This window comes from Variovorax sp. J22G73 (genome assembly GCF_030317035.1).
Taxonomy (GTDB): Bacteria; Pseudomonadota; Gammaproteobacteria; order Burkholderiales; family Burkholderiaceae_C; genus Variovorax.
The window spans coordinates 463,528-477,649 of the sequence record NZ_JASZYK010000003.1; the positions used below are offsets into that span (position 1 = coordinate 463,528).

Annotated in this window: 12 protein-coding genes and 2 pseudogenes; all 14 read left to right on the top strand. The window is 70.7% G+C overall.

Going from position 1 to position 14,122, the window contains the following annotated elements:
- Nucleotides 1-74: 74 nt before the first annotated feature.
- The 14 genes and pseudogenes from QTI51_RS14725 (at nt 75) to QTI51_RS14790 (ending at nt 14,113) form a co-directional block, all read left to right on the top strand.
- Nucleotides 75-1,043 carry a LysR family transcriptional regulator gene (locus QTI51_RS14725; protein ID WP_286514700.1) on the top strand — a complete coding sequence of 323 codons (969 nt, stop codon included), beginning with the start codon at nt 75-77 and terminating at the stop codon, nt 1,041-1,043.
- Nucleotides 1,044-1,057: 14 nt separating this feature from the next.
- Nucleotides 1,058-2,602 carry a flavin-containing monooxygenase gene (locus tag QTI51_RS14730; RefSeq protein WP_286514703.1) on the top strand — a complete coding sequence of 515 codons (1,545 nt, stop codon included), beginning with the start codon at nt 1,058-1,060 and terminating at the stop codon, nt 2,600-2,602.
- On the top strand, nt 2,599-3,573 hold the full coding sequence (locus QTI51_RS14735; RefSeq protein ID WP_286514706.1) for an ABC transporter permease: 975 nt from the start codon (nt 2,599-2,601) through the stop codon (nt 3,571-3,573). The genes QTI51_RS14730 and QTI51_RS14735 overlap by 4 nt, the downstream gene beginning before the upstream one ends.
- The gene (locus tag QTI51_RS14740; RefSeq protein ID WP_116909753.1) at nt 3,570-4,469 is read left to right on the top strand and encodes an ABC transporter permease; all 900 of its coding nucleotides are present in this window, start codon (nt 3,570-3,572) and stop codon (nt 4,467-4,469) included. The genes QTI51_RS14735 and QTI51_RS14740 overlap by 4 nt, the downstream gene beginning before the upstream one ends.
- 26 nt (nt 4,470-4,495) lie before the next feature.
- A pseudogene (locus QTI51_RS14745) lies at nt 4,496-5,470 on the top strand (ABC transporter ATP-binding protein); the annotation flags it as partial.
- A 117-nt stretch (nt 5,471-5,587) separates the two neighbouring features.
- A complete protein-coding gene (locus tag QTI51_RS14750) occupies nt 5,588-6,586 on the top strand; it encodes an ABC transporter ATP-binding protein (RefSeq protein WP_286515714.1) in 999 nt (332 codons plus the stop codon).
- 68 nt (nt 6,587-6,654) lie between these two features.
- Complete coding sequence (locus tag QTI51_RS14755; RefSeq protein ID WP_286514709.1) at nt 6,655-8,220, top strand: ABC transporter substrate-binding protein; 1,566 nt, start codon at nt 6,655-6,657, stop codon at nt 8,218-8,220.
- 10 nt (nt 8,221-8,230) lie between these two features.
- A pseudogene (locus tag QTI51_RS14760) lies at nt 8,231-9,466 on the top strand (acyl-CoA thioesterase/bile acid-CoA:amino acid N-acyltransferase family protein); the annotation flags it as partial.
- A 96-nt stretch (nt 9,467-9,562) separates the two neighbouring features.
- The gene (locus tag QTI51_RS14765; protein WP_286515715.1) at nt 9,563-10,747 is read left to right on the top strand and encodes a CMD domain-containing protein; all 1,185 of its coding nucleotides are present in this window, start codon (nt 9,563-9,565) and stop codon (nt 10,745-10,747) included.
- 97 nt (nt 10,748-10,844) lie between these two features.
- Nucleotides 10,845-11,060, top strand: a complete 216-nt coding sequence (locus QTI51_RS14770; protein WP_286514713.1) for a TOBE domain-containing protein — start codon at nt 10,845-10,847, stop codon at nt 11,058-11,060.
- Between the two features lie 94 nt (nt 11,061-11,154).
- The gene (locus QTI51_RS14775; protein WP_116909747.1) at nt 11,155-11,427 is read left to right on the top strand and encodes a helix-turn-helix transcriptional regulator; all 273 of its coding nucleotides are present in this window, start codon (nt 11,155-11,157) and stop codon (nt 11,425-11,427) included.
- A 141-nt stretch (nt 11,428-11,568) separates the two neighbouring features.
- Nucleotides 11,569-11,766: a hypothetical protein gene (locus QTI51_RS14780; RefSeq protein WP_116909746.1), complete on the top strand. Its 198-nt coding sequence runs from the start codon at nt 11,569-11,571 to the stop codon at nt 11,764-11,766.
- 32 nt (nt 11,767-11,798) lie between these two features.
- Nucleotides 11,799-12,914: a chorismate synthase gene (aroC, locus tag QTI51_RS14785; protein ID WP_116909745.1), complete on the top strand. Its 1,116-nt coding sequence runs from the start codon at nt 11,799-11,801 to the stop codon at nt 12,912-12,914.
- Nucleotides 12,914-14,113, top strand: coding sequence for an MFS transporter (locus QTI51_RS14790; RefSeq protein WP_286514715.1), 1,200 nt, complete (start codon nt 12,914-12,916; stop codon nt 14,111-14,113). Before aroC ends, QTI51_RS14790 begins: the two co-directional genes overlap by 1 nt.
- Nucleotides 14,114-14,122 lie beyond the last annotated feature (9 nt).

A 14,122-nucleotide genomic window follows, 5' to 3' on the forward strand; every position in this document is an offset into this window, starting at 1 on the left:
AAGCTAATGAGCAGGAAGTATTTGTAGTTTGCATGATCATGGCCTCATGATCATGAAAATGGATACTGAACCCGATGGAACTCCGGCAGCTTGAGGCCTTCGCCGCGGTCATGTCGACCGGCAGCGTCACCGGCGCTGCGCGCCTGCTCGAGCGCTCCCAGCCGGCGGTTTCCCGCCTGGTCCAGGAGCTGGAGGCCGAAATCGGCTATGCGCTGTTCACCCGCCACGGCCCGCGCGTGACACCCACCGAGCAGGGCTTTCTGCTCTACGAAGACGTCGACCGCGCGCTGGGCAGCCTGCAGCAGATTCACCTGCGCGCGGCCGAAATCGCGCGCGGCAACGCGCAGCCGCTGCTGCTGGCCGCCACCTCGGCGCTGGCGCTGGGGCTGCTGCCGCAGGCGCTGCAGCGGGTGGAGGCGCAGACCGGCGCCACGCCCATCCAGCTGCGCAGCGCCTCGCCCGAGCAGGTGGTGCATGCCGTGCTCAGCGGCGCGGTGCAGCTCGGTGCGAGCAGCCTGCCGCTGGAGCACCGCGGGCTCGACGTGCACTGGATCGGCGAGATGCCCTGCGTGGCGGTGCTGCGCAGCGACGACCCGCTGGCCGCGCACGCGGTGGTGCCACTGCAGGCGCTGGCGCAGCGTCGCCTCATCACCATGAGCAACCCGTTTCGCCTGCGCCACCGCATCGACGCGACGCTGGCGCGCGCCGGCCACAGCCCGGCAAGCAGGGAGGCGCTGATAGAGACCAACTCGTCGGTCAACGCGCAGGCGCTGGCGCGCGCCGGCCTCGGCGTGGCGGTGCTGGAGCCGCTGAGCGCCTACGGCGCGCCGCTCGACGGGCTGGCCGTGCGGCCCATCGACACGAACATTCCTTTCGTCTTCGGCGTGGTCACGCCGCAGGCCAAGCCGGTGACGGCGCCGGTGCGCGCGCTGATCGACGCGCTGCTGGCCGCCGCCCGCGCGCTGCCGAACTTCGTGCAGCACGACCCCTCGGCGCACGCCGAGCTGCTGCGCACGCTGTACGGCGACGAAAGCCCCACCTGAAAAAGCCCCTTGCGATGAACGCCCACACCTCCTCTACCCCCGCGCCCATCGGCCTGGCCGCCCTCGAGGCGCGCCTGCGGCAAGACCTGGCGTGGCTCGGCCTGCCCGCCAGGCCATGGGTGCCGCAAAACACCAAACAAGGCGATGCGCTGCTCGACGTCGCCATCGTCGGCGGCGGCATGGCCGGCCTGGCGCTGCTGGCCACGCTCACGCACCTGGGCGTGCGCGCGCGCATCTACGACCGCTCGCCCGCCGGCTTCGAGGGCCCCTGGGCCACGACCGCGCGCATGGAAACGCTGCGCTCCCCCAAGGAGCTCACAGGCCCCGCGCTGGGCCTGCCGGCGCTGACCTTTCGCGCCTGGTTCGAGGCGCAGTGGGGCCTCCAGGCCTGGAACGCGCTCGACAAGATCCCGCGCCTGCAGTGGGCCGACTACCTGCGCTGGTACCGCCAGGTGCTGGCCCTCGACGTGCGCAACGAACAGGAGGTGAGGGCGGTGCTGCCGCGCGCCGACGGCGTGGTGCGGATCGACCTGATCGACCTGGCCTCGGAAGCAGCGCCCTACAGCGTGCAGGCGCGCCACGTGGTGCTCGCGACGGGGCGCGACGGCCTGGGCGGCGCCTGGGTGCCCGAGTGGGCGGCGTCGCTGCCGCGCGAGCGCTGGGCCCATTCGTCGGAGCGCTGGAACGCCGAGCGCCTGCGCGGCCAGCGCGTGGCCGTGGTCGGCGGAGGCGCCTCGGCGATGGACGCCGCCGCCACCGCGCTGGAGGCCGGCGCCGCGCGCGTCGACCTGCTGATCCGCCGCGCCGACCTGCCGCGCATCAACAAGGGCAAGGGCGCGGGCAACCCGGGCATGGTCCACGGCTTCTGGCAGCTGCCGGACGAATGGAAATGGCGCGTGCGCCACTACATCAACGTGCAGCAGGTGCCGCCGCCGCACGGCAGCACGCTGCGCGTGTCGCGCCACGCGAACGCGCATTTCCAGCTCGGCACGCCCGTGCTCGGCGCCGCCCGGCGGGCCGACGGCGCGCTGCGGCTGGACACGGCCAAGGGCCCGCTGGCGGTGGACTTCGTCGTCTTCAGCACCGGCTTTCGCACCGACTGGGCGCTGCGGCCCGAGTTCGCCGCGTTCTCCTCGCAGGTGCGCGTGTGGCGCGACCGCTTCACGCCGCCCGAGGGCATGGCCGACAGCGAGCTCGACGAATCGCCGGACCTCGGCCCGCTGTTCGAGTTCCAGCCGAAGACGCCCGGCGCCTGCCCGGGGCTGGAGCGCGTGCACTGCTTCAACTACGCGGCCTCGCTGTCGCACGGCGCCGCGGCGGGGGACATTCCGCAGATCACCGACGGCGCCCAGCGCCTGGCGCGCGGCCTGGCGGCAAGCCTGCTGAGCGAAGACGCCGGCCTGCACTTCGCCGCGATGCAGCGCTATGCCGAGCCGGAGCTCGACGGCGACGAGTGGACGCCTTCGGTGTTGCCGCCCTACGCCGACGAAGTCGAAGCCACCGGAGCCATCGAAACTACCGGAGCCATCGGAGTGGCCGGCCGCGAGGCAGCCCCATGACCGGCTGGCTGCTGCGCCGCCTGCTGCAGGCGCTGGGCGTGGTGATCGCGATGACGGTCATCGTCTTCATCGGGCTGCACGCCATCGGCAACCCGATCGACATCCTGATCGGCGAGGACATGAACCAGCAGGAGCGCCTGGCCGCCATTGCGCGCCTGGGACTCGACCAGCCGCTGTGGCGCCAGTACCTGTCCTTCGTCGATGGCGCGCTGCACGGCAGCCTGGGCCGCAGCTTCGTCTACCAGGAAGACGCGGTGCGCCTCATCCTGCAGCGCCTGCCGGCCACCATGGAGCTGGCCTTCGCGGCGCTGCTGATGGCCATCGTGGTGGGCGTGCCGCTGGGGCTGTTCGCGGGCATGAAGCCCGAGCACCCGGTGTCGCGCACGCTCATGGCGACCAGCATCGTGGGCTTCTCGCTGCCGGCCTTCTGGGTGGCGCTGATGCTCATCATGGTGTTCAGCGTGCAGCTCGGCTGGCTGCCCGCCAGCGGGCGCGGCGCCACGCGCGAGCTGTTCGGCGTGCAGTGGTCGTGGCTCACGCTCGACGGCTGGCAGCACCTGCTGCTGCCAGCGTTCAACCTGGCGCTGTTCAAGATATCGCTGGTGCTGCGGCTCACGCGGGCCGGCGTGCGCGAGGTGCTGCCGCAGGACTACGTGAAGTTCGCGCGCGCCAAAGGCCTCACGCCCACGCGCGTGGTGCTGGTGCACGTGCTGCGCAACACCATGATCCCGCTGGTCACGGTGCTGGGGCTGGAGCTGGGCGCGACCATCGCCTACGCGGTGGTCACCGAGAGCATCTTCGCGTGGCCGGGCGCGGGCAAGCTCATCCTGGACAGCATCAACTCGCTCGACCGGCCGGTGGTGGTGGCCTACCTGATGGTGGTGGTGGTGATCTTCGTCACGCTGAACCTCGTGGTCGACCTGCTCTACAAATTGCTCGACCCGCGCGTGCGGCTGGAGGCGGCGAAATGAGCGCGGCAAAAAGCTACGACGAACGCTCGATCTGGTGGCGCGTGGCCGCCGATTTTTTGCACTCGCGCATCGCCATCGGCGGGCTGGTGGTGCTCGCGCTGGTGGTGCTGGCCGCGCTGCTCGCGCCGTGGATCACGCCGCAGAACCCGTACGACCTGCTGCAGCTCGACGTGCTCGACGCGCGCCTGCCGCCGGGCTCGCACAGCAGCGAGGGCGGCTACACCTACTGGCTGGGCACCGACGGACAGGGCCGCGACCTGTACTCGGCCATCGTCTACGGGCTGCGCATCAGCCTGACGGTGGGCGTGGGCTCGGCGCTCATCGCCGCGGTGGTGGGCACGCTGGTGGGCCTGGTGGCCGCCTATGCGGGCGGCAAGGTTGATGCGCTGCTGATGCGGCTGGTCGACCTGCTGCTGTCGTTCCCGACCATCCTCATGGCGCTGATGATCCTGGCCTACGTGGGCAAGGGCGTGGGCAACGTGATGCTCACGCTGGTGCTGCTCGAATGGGCCTACTACGCACGCACTGCGCGCGGCCAGGCGCTGGTGGAGGCGCGGCGCGAGTACGTGGACGCGGCGCGCGGCCAGGGCATTGCGCGCTGGCGCATCGTGACCGGCCACATCCTGCCGAACTGCCTGCCGCCGCTGCTGGTGATTGGCGCGCTGCAGATCGCGCGCGCCATCACGCTGGAGGCCACGCTGTCGTTCCTGGGGCTGGGCGTGCCCATCACCGAGCCCTCGCTCGGGCTGCTCATTTCCAACGGCTACCAGTACCTGCTGTCCAACGAGTACTGGATCAGCTTTTTCCCCGGCGTCGCCTTGCTGGCCGCCATCGTCGCGATCAACCTGGTGGGCGACCAGCTGCGCGACGTGCTGAACCCGAGGTTGCAGAAATGAGCGCCGTTCCCGTGCAGGACTTGTCTATGCCGGCACTCGAGGTGCCGACACTCGAAGTGCGCAACCTGCAAACGCGCTTCCACACGCGCGCCGGCGTGCTGCCGGTGGTCGATGGCGTTTCGTTCACGCTCGGGCGCGGCAAGGTGCTGGGGCTGGTGGGCGAGTCGGGCTCGGGCAAGTCGGTGACCGGCTTTTCCATCATGGGCCTGGTCGACGCGCCCGGGCGGGTCGAGGGCGGGCAGGTGCTGTTCCAGGGCCGCGAGCTCACGCGGCTGCCGGCCACCGAGCGGCGCGAGCTGCGCGGCAACCGCATCGCCATGATCTTCCAGGACCCGATGGCCACGCTGAACCCGGTGCTGCGCGTGGACACGCAGATGATCGAGGCGGTGCGGGCGCACAAGCGCGTGTCCACCGAAGCGGCGCGCCGCCATGCGCGCGACACGCTGGGGCGCATGGGCATTCCCAGCCCCGAGGAGCGACTGCGCGCCTACCCGCACCAACTGTCGGGCGGCATGCGCCAGCGCGTGGCCATCGCCATCGCGATGCTGCACGGGCCCGACCTGATCATCGCGGACGAGCCGACCACGGCGCTGGACGTGACGATCCAGGCGCAGATCCTTTCCGAAGTGCAGAAGCTGGTGCGCGAGACGGGCACCTCGCTCATCTGGATCAGCCACGACCTGTCGGTGGTGGCGAGCCTGGCCGACGAGATCGCGGTGATGTACGCGGGCCGCATCGTGGAGCACGGCACCGTGGCCGACGTGCTCGACCACCCGCAGCACCCGTACACGCGCGGGCTGATCGACAGCCTGCCGAGCGCCAACGAACGCGGCGCGCGGCTGCGGCAGATCCAGGGCATGACGCCCAGCCTGCTCGACATGCCCACCGGCTGCGCCTTCGCGCCGCGCTGCCCGCACGCGGACGCGGCCTGCGGCCAGCGGCCCGAGGTGTCGCGTCCGCGCGCCGATGCGCCCTGGCACGAGGTGCGCTGCTTTCATCCGCAGCGCGGCAAGCTGGTGCCAGCGGTGCCAGCGGTGCCAGCGGTGTCCGTCGCGGTTCCCGTCGCGATTCCCGCCGTGGTTCCCGCTGCAACGCGCGCGCCGGCGCCGGAACACGACCTGCCGCTGGTCGACCTGCGCCAGGTCGCGCAGCGCTTCGGCGCCACGCCGCCACCCGGCGCGGTGGGCCGCACCCTGCGCAGCATCGGGCTGAGCAAGCCGCCGGTCGTTACGCACGCGGTCGACGGCGTCGACCTGTCGGTGCGCCCCGGCGAGGTGGTCGGGCTGGTCGGCGAATCGGGCTGCGGCAAGTCGACGCTGGGCCGCATCGCGGCGGGCCTGCTCGCGCCGACCGAGGGCGAGGTGCGTGTCGGCGGCAAGCCGGTGGCGAGCCTGTCGGCGCCGGAGCAGCTCGCGGCGCGGCTGCGCATCCAGATGGTGTTCCAGGACCCGTACGCCAGCCTCAACCCGCGCCTGCGCGTCTCGCGCATCGTGGGCGAGGCCGCGCTGCTGCACGGGCTCACCGATGCCGCGGGGCAGGACGACTATGTGTGCGCCCAGCTGCAGCGCGCCGGGCTGGACCCCGCGCTGCGCCACCGCTACCCGCACCAATTCAGCGGCGGGCAGCGCCAGCGCATCGGCATCGCGCGCGCGCTGGCGGTGCAGCCGTCGATGCTGGTGTGCGACGAGGCGGTGGCCGCGCTGGACGTGTCGATCCAGGCGCAGATCCTCAACCTCTTCATGGACCTGCGCGAGCAGCTCGGCCTGGCCTACCTGTTCATCAGCCACGACCTGGGCGTGATCGAGCACCTGTGCGACCGCGTGGTCGTGATGTACCTGGGGCGCGTGGTCGAGAGCGCGCCGGTGGCCGAGCTGTTCGCGCGGCCGGCGCATCCGTACACGCAGGCGCTGCTGGCCGAGATTCCGAGCATCGACGCGCGGCGCACCGCCTTCAGCGCCATTCGCGGCGAAATTCCGAGCCCCATCGCGCCGCCCTCGGGCTGCCACTTTCATCCGCGATGTCCGCAGGCGATGCCACGCTGCCGCACCGAGGCGCCGCGGCTGCGCGGCATCGCGATCCGGCACGAAACCGCGTGCCACCTGTACGACGCCGGCTGATGCCGCGCGCCCACCGTTTTTCTTCGCTCGTTGCCGACCCGATCACTGCTTTCACCCAAGGATTTTTCATGAACCGCCTGCTTCCCATCGTTGCCGCCGCGCTGCTCGCCACGGGCGTCGCCGCATCGGCCCGGACCCTGTCCATCGGCTTCGCCGACCCGGTCTCCTCGGTCGACCCGCAGCTGAACAACCACGCGGGCGACCGCTCGCTGGCGCTGCATTTCTGGGACTCCATCGTCAACTCGCGCGACGGCGGCAAGCTGGAGCCCGCGCTCGCCGCGAGCTGGAAGACGCTGGACGACAAGACCTGGGAATTCAAGCTGCGCACCGACATCAAGTGGCAGGACGGCACGCCGTTCACGGCCGAAGACATCGTGTATTCGTTCCAGCGCGCGCGCAACGTGCCGGGCAGCGTGGCCTCGTACTCGGGCGCGCTGCGCACGGTTGAGTCGGCCACGGCCAAGGACGTGGCCACGGTCATCATCAAGACCAACACGCCCAACCCGATGCTGCCGCTGGAGATCGCCTCGATCTACATCGTGAGCAAGCACGTGGGCGAGAAGTCGAAGACCGAGGACTACAACGCGGGCCGCGCGGTGGTCGGCACCGGCCCGTACAAGTTCGTTTCCTACGTGCCGGGCGACCGCACCGTGTTCGAGCGCAACCCCGGCTACTACGGCCCCAAGCCCGCGTGGGAGAAGGTGAACTACCGCTTCATCAACAACGGCGCGGCGCGCACCGCGGCGCTGCTGGCCGGCGACGTGGACGTGATCGACAAGGTGGCCGTGACCGATGTCGAGAAGCTGCGCAAGGACCCGAAGGTCAGCGTGTACACCTACCCCGGCCTGCGCGTGCTGCTGCTGCAGCCCAGCTTCAAGCCCGGGGCCAACGAGTTCATTACCGACAACGCCGGCAAGCCGCTGGAGAAGAACCCGCTGCTCGACCTGAAGGTGCGCCAGGCGCTGTCGCTCGCCATCAACCGCAAGGCCATCGTCGACCGCGTGCTGCAGGGCACCGTCACCGAGGCCAACCAGTGGATGCCCAAGGGCAGCTTCGGCTACAACCCCGACGTCAAGGACATCGCCTACAACCCCGAGCAGGCGAAGAAGCTGCTGGCCGAGGCGGGCTTTCCGCAGGGCTTCCAGATCGCGATCCACGTGCCGGGCGACCGCTACCCGCAGGCGCCCGAGACGGTGCAGGCCGTGGCGCAGTTCTGGAGCCGCATCGGCGTGAAGACCAAGGTCGAGGTGGTGCCGTGGGCCGTGTACTCGAGCCGCGCCAACAAGAACGACTTCGCCGTCAGCGTGATCGCCTGGGGCAACGGCACGGGCGAGGCCGGCTACGGCCTGCTGCAGACGCTGACCACGCCCGACGCCAAGCGCGGCCGCGGCTCCAACAACTGGGGCCGCTACAGCAACGAGTCGGTCGACAAGGCGCTGGACGCCGCCACGGTCGAGTTCGACGCCAAGCGCCGCGAAACCATCTTCCGCCACGCCGCCAAGCTGGTGACCGACGACGTCGGCCAGATCCCGCTGTACCACTACCAGAACATCTGGGCCGCGAAGAAGGGCCTGAAGGTCGAGCCGCTCCTGAGCGACCGCACGACGGCCATGCAGGTCACCCGGCTCAAGTGAGGGCGCGCGCATGCTGAGCATCACGCCGCAGGACGCGCTGATCGACGTGCCGCGCCGCATCGCGGTGAACGGGCTGGCGCCGGGCGAGCAGGTCGAGATCGCCAGTTGCACCGTGCGCGGCGCAGGCGTGCCGTGGCGCGCGTCGGCGCGCTTCGCGGCCGATGCGCAGGGCACGGTCGACCTGCAACGCGACGCGCCGCTGTCAGGCGGCTACGAGGGCAGCTACGAGGGTGTGTCGCCGATGGGCCTGGTGTGGTCGCAGGTGCCGGACACGCAGGGCGCCCGCGAGCAGTTCGGCGCCGAGCCGGGCGCCGCGCTGCGCACCGACATCACGGTGCGCCGCGGCGGCAATGCAGGCGATGCGAGCGAACTGCAGGGCGGCTTCGTGCAGCGCCTGGCCGCGGAAGGCGTCACGCGCCGCGAGGTGCGCGAAGAAGGCCTGGTCGGCACGCTGTACCTGCCAGCGGGGCCGGGGCCGCACCCGGCCGTGATGATCCTCAACGGCTCGGGCGGCGGCATCAACGAGCCGCGCGCGGCGCTGTATGCCTCGCACGGCTACGCGGCCTTCGCGCTCGCGTACTTCAAGGCGCCGGGCCTGTCGGACTACATCTCGAACACGCCGCTCGAATACTTCGAGACCGCGCTCGCCTGGCTGCACCGCACGGTGAAGCCGGCGCAGGGCTTCGTCGCGCTCAGCGGCCAGTCGCGCGGTGGCGAACTGGTGCTGCTGCTGGGCACGCTGTTTCCCGAATCGGTGTCGGCCGTGGTCGGCTACGTGCCCGGCGCGGTGGTGCATTGCGCGCAGAACGCGTGCGACCCGGCGCTGGGGCGCGAAGGCCCGGCCTGGCTCTTTCGCGGGCAGCCGCTGCCGCATGTGTGGGAGCGCAACCGCACCGCCACCTGGGCGCCGTGGGACGAAGGCCCCGAGCCGCGCCGCCATGCCGATGCGCTGCTTACGGCGCTGCAAGACCCCGAGGCCGTGGAGCGCGCGCGCATCCGAGTCGAGCGCATCCGCGGCCCGGTGATGCTGCTGTCGGCCACCGACGACGGCTCGTGGCCGTCCAGCCTCTACAGCCGCATGGTGACCGAGCGCTTGGCGCAGTTCGCGCACCCGCATGCGGTGGCGCACCTCGACTTCGAGGGCGCGGGCCATTCCATCCTGTTCCCCTATGTGCCGACCACGCAGCTCGGCTATGCGCACCCGGTGTCGGGCCGGCGCAGCACCTCGGGCGGCACGCCCGCGAACAACGCGCATGCCGACGAGGCTTCGTGGCAGGGCGTGCTGCGCTTCCTGCAGCAGGCCGTGGCCGCGCGCAACGCACCTTCCGGAGACACACCCCCAATGACCGATTCCACCCTTTCCTTCGACCTCGTCGATGCCAGCGTGCCGCTGGCCGCCGGCAGCGCCGCCCATGCGGTGCGCCACCAGCGCGACAAGGTGGTGGCCGCCACGCAAGGCAGCTACGAAGCGCTGTTCGACGCGGCCTTGTCGGGCCCGCCGCTGGCCGAGCGCCTGCTGGCCGCGCTGGCCATCGCGCGCAGCGCCGGCAGCACCGCGCTGCAGGCGCACTACCGCGCGCGGCTCGACGCTCTGGCGCCCCTGAGCCCCCTGAGCGTGGAGCAGCAGGCCGCCGCCGATGGCGCGCCGGTGGAAGCGCTGGGCGGCGATGCGCGCCTGCAGGCCGTGCTCGCATTCACCCGCACGCTGACCGACCGGCCGGTGGAGGGCGACCGCGAAGCGCTGCTGAAGCTGCCCGCCGCCGGCCTGTCGACGCCCGAGGTGGTGGCGCTGGCGCAGCTCATTGCCTTCGTGGCCTATCAGGTGCGCGTGGTCGCGGGCCTGCAGGCGCTGGCCGCGCTCGGCAGCGACGGCGCGGCGCCGGCGGTGCAAGACCCGGCCGCGCCCTTCGTGCACCCGGCCAACCTGCCGCCACCGGGCGAGCCGCTGCGCATTGCCGGCTACACCAGCGAAACGCTGGGCTGGAAGGCCTGGCTCCCGGTGATCGACCTGGCGCAGGCCACGCCCGAACAGGTGCGCGTGCTCGACACCAGCCACCCGAAGGCGCGCACCTCCGACTACTACCTGCTGCTGGTGCACCAGCCGCGCATCCTGCAGGAGCGCGCCACGGTGTTCAACGCCATCATGTACGCGCCGGGCGGGCTGTCGCGCGCCGAGCGCGAGCTGGCGAGCGCGGTGGTCTCGCGCGTGAACGGCTGCGTGTACTGCGCCTCGGTGCATGCGCAGCGCTTCGAGCAGCTGGCGCGGCGCAACGACGTGATCGCGCAGGTCTTCACCGACCCGCACACCGCCGGCACCACGGTGCGCGAGCGCGCCATCGTGCAGCTGTCGATCGCGCTCACGCGCGAGCCGGCCAGCCTGGGCGCGCAGCAGCTCCAGGCGGCGCGCGCGGCGGGGCTCGGCGACCTGGAGATCCTCGACGCCATCCATGCGGTGGCGATCTTTGCCTGGGCCAACCGGCTGATGCTGAACCTGGGCGAGCCGGTGTACGCGGCGGGCCGCGCTTAGACGCTTTTCAACTATCGATGCCGGAACTCGGTCGTTCCGCATCGGCATGCGCGGCGCAAGAATCCGGGCCTCTTCCAGTCACACACCCGGGCCCCGCATGACCATCCAAGCCATCAACGTTCGCAACCAGTTCAAGGGCAAGGTGCACGCCATCCACCGCGGTGACGTGCTGTCGGAGGTCGACGTGGAAACCGCGTGGGGCATCGTGTCTTCCGCGATCACCACGCGCTCCGTCGACGAGCTGCAGCTGAAGGTGGGCTCCGACGTGATCGCGCTGGTCAAGGCGACCGAAGTGTCGATCGCCAAGCTCTGAGGCACATGCAAGCCGGCAACCGGGCACGGGTCTTTTTGGTGATGCGCTCCTTGGTCTGCGCGTTCTGCAGCCCCTTCGCCTGCGCGGGGCACCCATGAGCGGCACGCTTGTCGAGAGCTTCGGCCTGGCGCTGCGCCAGCTGCGCACCGAGCGCGACCTGTCGCAGGAGCAGCTGGCCGCGCTGTCGGACCTGAACCGCTCTTACCTCGGAGAAATCGAAAGGGCGAAGGTGATCGCCTCGCTCGCCACGGTGCACAAGCTCGCGCAGGCGCTCGGGCTGAGCGTGACGGGCGTGTTCCTTCGCTGCGAGCAGATCGAGCAGCAGCGGGTGATACGGCGCATCGACCTGACGTCGTTCAGCCGATAGGGCGGATGGGCATTCGCCGGCTGGATGCGGCTGGCGACCACGATTCGCCCGTCCCCCTGAAAACCCCCATGGCTGCGCATTGCCGCGGCGCCCGTGAAACCCCATACTGGGTTCCCACGTCGCGTTTCACCGGAGCCTCCCATGAGCAACGAACTGCGCAAGAAGCTGCATGACCTGGCCGAACTCTGCGAGAACGCCCCCGACCCGCAGACCCGGGCCATCATCGAGGCCATCCGGCTGCAGACCGCGGTGCTGAACGAACGGCTGTTCTCCATCGAGCTGCAGCTGGGCGTGCTCACCAAGCGGCTGGAAAACACCCCGGAAAGCACGGCGGGCTGAGGGGGCCGCGCTTTGTAGGGATAATCCCCGCCATGAGCGGCAACACCTTCGGAACACTCTTCGCGGTCACCAATTTCGGCGAGTCGCACGGCCCGGCCATCGGCTGCGTCATCGACGGCTGCCCCCCGGGCATGGCACTGAGCGAGGCCGACATCCAGGGCGACCTCGACCGTCGCCGCCCCGGCACCAGCCGCCACGTCACCCAGCGCAACGAACCCGACGCGGTGCAGATCCTGTCCGGCGTGTACGAGGGCAAGACCACCGGCACCCCCATTGCGCTGCTGATCCAGAACACCGACCAGCGCAGCAAGGACTACGGGCAGATCGCCCAGCAGTTCCGCCCCGGCCACGCCGACTTCACCTACTGGAAGAAATACGGCATTCGCGACCCGCGCGGCGGCGGGCGCTCTTCGGCTCGGCTCACCGCGCCCATGGTCGCGGCCGGCGCGGTCGCCAAGAAGTGGCTGGCCGAAAAGCACGGCATGGTGTTTCGCGGCTGCATGACGCAGGTCGGCGAAATCGCCATTCCCTTCGAGAGCTGGGAGCACGTTCCCAACAACCCCTTCTTCGCCCCCATCGCCGACGTGAGCGCGCTGGAGGACTACATGGACCGCCTGCGCAAGGCCGGCGACTCGTGCGGCGCGCGCCTGCGCGTCACCGCCACCAACGTGCCCGTGGGCCTGGGCGAGCCGCTGTTCGACAAGCTCGACGCCGAAATCGCCTACGCCATGATGGGCATCAACGCGGTGAAGGCGGTGGAAATCGGCGCCGGGTTCGACAGCGTCACCCAGCGCGGCACCACGCACGGTGACTCCATCACGCCCACCGGCTTCGCCACCAACAACGCCGGCGGCATTTTGGGCGGCATCAGCTCGGGGCAGGACCTCGAGGTGAGCATTGCCATCAAGCCGACCAGCTCGATCATCAGCCCGCGCCAGTCCATCGACGTGAACAACAACCCCGTCGAGGTGGTCACCAAGGGCCGCCACGACCCGTGCGTGGGCATTCGCGCCACGCCCATCGCCGAGGCCATGCTGGCGCTGGTGGTCATGGAGCATGTGCTGCGCAACCGCGCGCAGTGCGGCGACGTGCACCAGGCCGCCGCCGAGCGCAGCGAAGCCACGTCGCCCCAGGCGTCCTTCCTGTAGTGTCCGCGCCGCCGACAGTGGCCGCTGCCGCCGGGCGGGGCCACCTGCTGGCGTTTGCAGGCCTGTCGGCCAGCTATTTCGCGCACATCGGTTTCTTCAACCCCTACCTGCCGCTGTGGCTCAAGGAGCTGGGGCTACCGATCTTCACCATCAGCCTGCTGGCGTCGGTGCAATCGATCACCCGGGTGTTCGCGCCCTACGCCTGGGGCGCCCTCAGCGACCACACCGGCCAGCGCGTGAAGCTGCTGCGCTTCAGCGCCGCCGTGGCGCTGGCGAGCTCCTTCGGCCTGTGGTGGCACGGCGGCGCGTGGTGGCTGGCGCTGGTGCTGCTGGTCATGTTCACCCACACCAGTTCGATGATGTCGCTCACCGAGGCGGCCATGGCCCAGCTGGTGGCCGGCGACTGGGGCCGCTACGGGCGCATTCGGCTGTGCGGCTCGGCCGGCTTCCTGCTCACCGTGTTCGTCGCGGGCGAGTGGTTCGAGCGCTTCGGCATGAAGCACTTTCCCGCGTGGGCCGCCGGCACGCTGGCCATCGTGCTGCTCGCCACCCTGAAGCTGCCCGACGTGCGCGAGCCGCCGGCCGCGCACGGCAGCGTCAAGGAGCCCATCGGCCCGGTGCTGCGCAACCCGGCGGTGCGGTGGTTCTTCGCGGCGCTGTTCTTCCAGGTGATGTCGCACTTCTCGGTGTACGCGTTCTTCTCGCTGTACCTCGACTCCATCGGCTACAGCAAGAGCACCATCGGCCTGCTGTGGGCGCTGTCGGTGCTGGCGGAAATCGTGTGGTTCTTCCTGCAGGGCCGGCTCATCGGCCTGATGCCGATGCCGCGCTGGATGCTGGTGTGCGGCATCGCGGCCGTCGCGCGGCTGGGGCTCACCGCCGGCCTGGGCGGCTGGATTGCCGCGCTCATCGTCGCGCAGTGGCTGCACGCGCTGAGCTTCGCGGCACACCACACCACCTGCATCGCCGTGGTGTCGCGCCGCTTCCCCGGACATTTGCGCGGGCGCGGGCAGGCGCTGTTCACGGTGATCGGCTATGGCTTCGGCGGCGTGCTGGGCGTGCTGCTGGGCGGGGCCGTGGCGCAGGAGTTCGGGTACCGGACGATGTTCGCCGCGGTGGCGTTGCTGGCGGTGGCGGGGAGCTTGTGTGCGTGGCGGGTGGTGAGGCTGGAGCCGATGGAGCGGCCCAGGCAGGGCTGATCGGCGCGA